Consider the following 5547-nt stretch of genomic DNA (forward strand, 5'->3'; position numbering starts at 1 on the left):
CAAGGAGATGGGCCAGTTCCAGGATCCCTACAAGGACTTCGGCCGCCTGACCGCGGAAATGTGGCGCGCCATCCGCCTGGTGGTCGACACCGGCATGCACGCCAAGGGTTGGAGCCAGGACCAGGCGGTACAGTACTTCCTGGATAACTCTGCAATTCCGGAAGGTGCAGTGCGCTCCGAAGTACGTCGTTACCTGACCGTTCCCGGCCAGGCTACGTCCTACAAAATCGGCATGCTGAAAATCGAAGAGCTGCGCGGGCAGGCGGAAGACGCGCTGGGCGACAAATTCGATATTCGCGCCTTCCACGACACCGTTCTCGGTGGTGGTGCACTGCCGCTGCCGCTGCTGGAGAAGCGGGTCAACGACTGGGTCGAAAGCGTCAAGGCAGGCTGATTGCCAGCGCGATCGACAAAATAAAAATGGCGGGCCCTGTGCCCGCCATTTTTTTTGCTGCTACCTTGAGAACTGATGTCGCCAGGTACCGGTAAGGTGTCCACAAGTGGAGAGCGCAGGTGTCGCAGGAAAAATCTCGCAAACAATCTCGTAAACAACAGCTTCAGCACGACCACCGCCCGGAAAATATCGCCCGGCGTCTGCAACAGGCGCCGCAACCCCGGCGGCTGGCGGACCTGGTGCTCGGTGCCATCGATGGCTGCGTCACCACCTTTGCTATTGTCTGCGGTGCCTACGGCGCCGGATTCCCGCCGCTGGTGGTGGTGGTGATGGGATTCGCCAACCTGCTGGCAGATGGCTTCAGCATGGCGGTGAGCAACTATGAAGCGGTGAGTACCGAGCAGCATTACGCGGACACTGCACGCCGCACCGAAGAGCAGCATATCGCACTGGTGCCGGAGGGTGAGCGCGAGGAGGTACGGCAGATATTTGCTGCCAAGGGCTTCAGTGGCGAAAGCCTGGAGATCATCGTCAACACGGTTACCTCGGACCACAAGCTGTGGGTCGACACCATGTTGCAGGAAGAATATGGCCTTGCGCCGATCGAGCCGAACCCCCTGGCGTCCGCCTGGTGGACTTTCTGTGCATTCGTGGCCATCGGCCTGATACCACTGCTGCCCTTCCTGGTGCCGGGCATTGCACAGTCGCGACAATTCTTCGCCAGCGCGGTGCTCGCCGGCATTGTCTTTTTTGCTATCGGCCTGGTCAAAGGGTGGGTAAACAGCCGGTCGTTGCTGGCTTCGGGACTCAGGACATTTGTGCTGGGTGGCGGTGCCGCTTTTCTGGCTTTCGCGACCGGCTATTTTTTAAGGCTGATATTCGGAATTCAATAGAAATTGTGGGGCTTGAGGTATCATACCGGCCGCAATTGTCAGTAATGTAAATCAGATTGTTCAGGAGCCCCGCCATGTTCACTTACCAGGTGGAACCCCGCTTTTCAGAGACCGATGCCCTGGGGCATATCAACAACACCATTGTGCCGAACTGGTTTGAACACGGACGCATGCCCATTTTCCAGTTGTTCAACCCGGACCTGTCTCTGGCGAAATGGAATCTGATCCTGAAAAAAATGGATGTGGATTTTGTTGCGCAGATCTACCTGTTTTCAGCGGTGGAAATCCGCACCTGGATAACCGCAATCGGCAACACATCTTTCGGTGTGCACCAGGAAGTCTGGCAGAAGGAGAAATTGGTGGCGCAGGGGGATTGCGTGATGGTGCACTTCGATTACGAGAACCAGACCAAGGCACCCATTCCGGGCGCGGTGCGCGAGCGCCTCAACGAGCACCTGTTGCCCACGTCCGCATGACTGCCGGTTGACATGCTCAAGCCCGGAAATGGGGCCCGCCGCGGCGATGGCGGCGGGTGGTGTCTCAGCAATTCAGTGAATTTGAATGCGGTGGCTGACTGGCTTTTTGTGCTCCACTTTCGGCACAGTCAGTGTCAATACGCCGTCCTTGAAGGTTGCATCGATGTCGTTTTCGTCGATGCCCTCCCCCAGGTTGAAACTGCGGCTGAATTTACCGTAGCGGCGTTCCTGGCGTAACACACGGCTGTCTTCATCCTGTGGAATCGTCTGGTTAATTTCCGCCTCGATAGTCAATACACCGTCTTCCAGTGTCACCTCCAGGTCCTCTTTGCGAATTCCCGGCATTTCCGCGCTGACTTCATAGTGGTCTTTGCGCTCGTGGATATCGACCCGCGGGGTAAAGAATCCGCTGCGGGATTCACCCATGTCCTGGCTGGTATTAAAAAATTGCTCCACGATTTCGTCGAAGTCGAGCAATTTGTCGCGAGGGATCAGTTTCATAGCCTCACCTCCCAAAATCTCGAACTGGATATGTCGCCACACACAATTCCGGCGCGCGATTTACCTGCGCATAAATTATAGGGAGCTGGTGCTCTGTCCGTAGGGCCGGGGGCCCCCTGTGTATGAACGGGGAGTGCCGATCAGTCGGCGACTACCTGGTTGCGACCGCCGTGCTTGGCGCGGTACATGCGGGAGTCCGCCTGAGACAGCAACTGGCCGTGCGTCGCCGTGCGGGGATCGCCTTCGGCCACACCAAAGCTGATGGAAATACTGGCATCCTGCGGGTATTTGTCCCTGAGGGCCGCGACTTTCAGCCGCAGTTTTTCCGCGAGAATACCGCCACCCTGTACATCGGTATTCGGCAACAGGATCAGGAATTCCTCGCCGCCCCAGCGCGCGACTATGTCGTCACTGCGGGTATTGTCGCGCAATACCTGTGCGACATCTTTCAGCACCTGATCGCCGAAGTTGTGGCCAAAGTTATCGTTGATGGCCTTGAAGCCGTCCAGATCGCCGATCAGTACCGTATAGCGCCCCGCCAGTTCGCGGTTGCGCCGCTCCAGCGCGCTGATCGCGCGGTAGGCTTCGTGACGGTTGGCGAGGCCGGTGAGCGCATCGGTACTGGCGCGGCTCTCCAGTTCCGCGGTGAGGGTGTGCAGCATCTGCTGGGTCTGGTGGCGGCTGCTGTCGAGGATCGCGGTCAGCGCGGTCAGGGCGCCAAATACGGCGATAAAACGCGCGCGGTGACCGGTATCGTAGTGTGCCAGCAGGCCGGGAAAATCCGGATAAAACAGCACCAGCGCGGTCGCAGCGCCGACCCCGGCCAGGGTGACCGTACCCCACTTGTACCCGTAGAGATTGATAAATCCGGGCACCAGCATCACCGCCCACATCAGACCGGTGTTGTTCACGCCACCGGACAACAGCAGGTAAAAGTACAGCACCAGCAGCAGTACCCCAACCAGCACCGGGGTCTTGCGGCTGGGGCCGGCAATATTGACACCGATAAACGCGGCGAGAATCACACCCGCCACGGCAAACAGGGTAGCGGCGAGAAACAGGTCCGCAGCCATCAGCGCAATCACACCCATGGCACCGGTAATGGCGAGGGCGAAGATCAGCATATAGCTGGATGCCTGGATACGGCGACGCAGCTCGAGGCCCCGCGCCTGCACGATGGGGTCCGGAAAGTCGGTGTTGTTGGGTGTGTGGTATGTATGTTCCATGGTTCCGCGTATTGCTGCTCGGGCCATAGCCTCTGCCGGTTAATGGCGGGCCTGCGGGCTATAGTAAAGGCGAATGACCATGTCGCGGAGTTACCGATGGGACAACTGCAGTTGATTTGTGATGACGTTCTCACAATCGAGGCGGACGCGCTCGTGTGCCCCGCGCATAAACATCTGATCCGCGGCCGTGGATTGTCCGCCCAGATTTACGATCGCGCTGGGGATGCGTTGCTCCGTGAGTGTGCGCAATTGCCCGAGTGCGCGGTAGGTGAGGCCCGTATCACCAGCGCGCCAAATCTCGCCACCCATTACCTGTTACACACGGTTACACCGCAGTGGAGCAGTGGTGACCAATGGGGGGCAATTGCACTAACGCAGTTGCGGCAGTGTTACCAAAGTGTTTTGGCGATGGCCCGTGAGCGGGGGCTAAAACGATTGCTGTTCCCGGCACTGGGTGCCGGTACCAATCGCTTTCCCCACGGTATGGCCGCACACCAGGCGCTTGAGGTGCTGCGCGCGTCGCAGCAGGATTTTGCATTGCTGACCGTGTGCCTGCACTCCCCGGCGGCGTTGACGGAATGGCGCAAAGTCCAGGCGCGCTTTTTTAATCAATAATTCCCTGTTTCCCATCGTGGACTATCTCTGTCCGGAAAAATTTAATTGCGGAAGAAAAACCTTTTCGCCGTCTTGCTTCACCTTATGTGTCACTTTCATCTCGCCCTGATGAAAAATAAGCTCTACCGGGAAATGGTTGAGTTGGAAATTACCGGTATAGAAGAAATTTTTGATAAGTGGCGTCAAAGTCATTCATTATTTGGATTGTTTGAACGAAAGTAAAACCTGACTTTGCTGGTTTTCTCGGCTCTACTCCTTTTATTGGCTCTTCTGGTTTTCCCGGATCTACTGATTTTATCGCAAAGTTCCCATAGGGGTATTCGGTAGACTTCGCGGCATTAATGCTTTCCAATTATTTTGCTCACAACGGGATTACTTAACCTGTTGTGTTCATCGCGAAATTCTCGCCCAAACCTATAACTACGTCGAAATTTCGCGCCATAAAATAATAATCGCTAATTGGAGAGAAACCATGAAGGTTCAACAAGTCGTTACTTCGCTGTCCCTGGTTGCGCTGGCCGGCAGCCTGGGAATGCCCGCATTTGCACAAACCAGCAGCGATGCCAAGGAAGTGATTGAAGAAGTGGTTACCGTGGGTTCCAGAACCAAACCCCGTTCCGTGACAGAATCCCCGGTGCCGGTGGATGTGCTCAACGCGAATGACCTGGCCAAATCGGGCAGCAGCGATATGCTCGACCTGCTGAAGGGCTCGGTGCCTTCCTTCAACGTGCACGACCAGCCGATTAGTGATGCGGCGTCGATGATCCGTCCGGTGAATATGCGCGGCCTGTCCTCGGATTCCACCCTGATTCTGGTAAACGGCAAGCGCCGTCATCGCGCCTCGGTCATTGCCTTCCAGGGCGGTGGCCTGAACGATGGGGCGCAGGGACCGGATATCTCCGTGATTCCGAGTATCGCGCTCAAGCAGGTTGAAGTACTGCGCGACGGTGCAGCGGCCCAGTATGGTTCCGACGCCATTGCCGGGGTGATGAACTTCGTGCTGAAAGACGATGCGGAAGGTGGTTCGCTGGAAATCAAAAACGGCGAGTTTTTTGAGGGCGACGGCCAGACCACAACCATGGCGGGCAACTATGGCATGCCCATGACCGATTCAGGTTTCCTGAATTTAAGCTTCCAGTTTAAAAATACCGACGCCACCTCCCGCTCGGTGCAGCGTCCGGATGCGCAGGCAATGATTGATGCGGGTAATACCGCGGTGCCGGAACCAGCACAAATCTGGGGTTCGCCCAAGATTGAAGACGACCTGACCCTGTTTGGTAACTTCGGTATCGACCTGAAAGACGGCAGCGAAATTTATGCGTTTGGCAACTATTCCAATCGCATGGTGGACGGCGGTTTCTATTACCGCAACCCGAATGGTCGTGATGGCGTATATACCTCGGATGGTGTGCGACTGGTCGGCGCACTGGATGGCAACGCAG

7 protein-coding genes are annotated in these 5547 nt (G+C 56.9%); 5 read left to right on the forward strand and 2 right to left on the reverse strand.

Going from position 1 to position 5547, the window contains the following annotated elements:
- The 3 genes from QZ511_RS16130 to QZ511_RS16140 form a co-directional block, all read left to right on the forward strand.
- The coding region (locus QZ511_RS16130; protein ID WP_295804008.1) for a DUF885 family protein at nucleotides 1-394 on the forward strand (394 nt) is incomplete at its 5' end.
- Between the two features lie 119 nt (nucleotides 395-513).
- Nucleotides 514-1287 (forward strand): VIT1/CCC1 transporter family protein, encoded by a 774-nt coding sequence (locus tag QZ511_RS16135; RefSeq protein ID WP_295804011.1) that lies wholly within the window; start codon nucleotides 514-516, stop codon nucleotides 1285-1287.
- Between the two features lie 74 nt (nucleotides 1288-1361).
- Nucleotides 1362-1763 carry a thioesterase family protein gene (locus QZ511_RS16140; RefSeq protein WP_295804016.1) on the forward strand — a complete coding sequence of 134 codons (402 nt, stop codon included), beginning with the start codon at nucleotides 1362-1364 and terminating at the stop codon, nucleotides 1761-1763.
- 72 nt (nucleotides 1764-1835) lie between these two features.
- On the opposite strand, the gene QZ511_RS16145 is transcribed toward QZ511_RS16140, so the two are convergent.
- Nucleotides 1836-2264, reverse strand: coding sequence for an Hsp20/alpha crystallin family protein (locus QZ511_RS16145; RefSeq protein WP_295804017.1), 429 nt, complete (start codon nucleotides 2262-2264; stop codon nucleotides 1836-1838).
- Between the two features lie 140 nt (nucleotides 2265-2404).
- A complete protein-coding gene (locus QZ511_RS16150; RefSeq protein ID WP_295804019.1) occupies nucleotides 2405-3490 on the reverse strand; it encodes a diguanylate cyclase in 1086 nt (361 codons plus the stop codon).
- 96 nt (nucleotides 3491-3586) lie between these two features.
- Between QZ511_RS16150 and QZ511_RS16155 the strand changes: the two genes are divergently transcribed.
- Nucleotides 3587-4105 (forward strand): macro domain-containing protein, encoded by a 519-nt coding sequence (locus QZ511_RS16155; protein ID WP_295804021.1) that lies wholly within the window; start codon nucleotides 3587-3589, stop codon nucleotides 4103-4105.
- Between the two features lie 472 nt (nucleotides 4106-4577).
- A partial coding sequence (locus QZ511_RS16160; protein WP_295804022.1) for a TonB-dependent receptor plug domain-containing protein occupies nucleotides 4578-5547 on the forward strand: 970 nt, incomplete at its 3' end.

The sequence above is a fragment of the uncultured Microbulbifer sp. genome, assembly GCF_913055755.1.
Taxonomy (GTDB): domain Bacteria; phylum Pseudomonadota; class Gammaproteobacteria; order Pseudomonadales; family Cellvibrionaceae; genus Microbulbifer.

Excerpts from the sequence above, each read along its gene's own strand:
- QZ511_RS16140 (WP_295804016.1), top strand. The coding sequence starts at position 1,362 with ATGTTCACTTACCAGGTGGAACCCCGCTTTTCAGAGACCGATGCCCTG.
- QZ511_RS16145 (WP_295804017.1), bottom strand. The coding sequence starts at position 2,264 with ATGAAACTGATCCCTCGCGACAAATTGCTCGACTTCGACGAAATCGTG.
- QZ511_RS16150 (WP_295804019.1), bottom strand. The coding sequence starts at position 3,490 with ATGGAACATACATACCACACACCCAACAACACCGACTTTCCGGACCCC.
- QZ511_RS16155 (WP_295804021.1), top strand. The coding sequence starts at position 3,587 with ATGGGACAACTGCAGTTGATTTGTGATGACGTTCTCACAATCGAGGCG.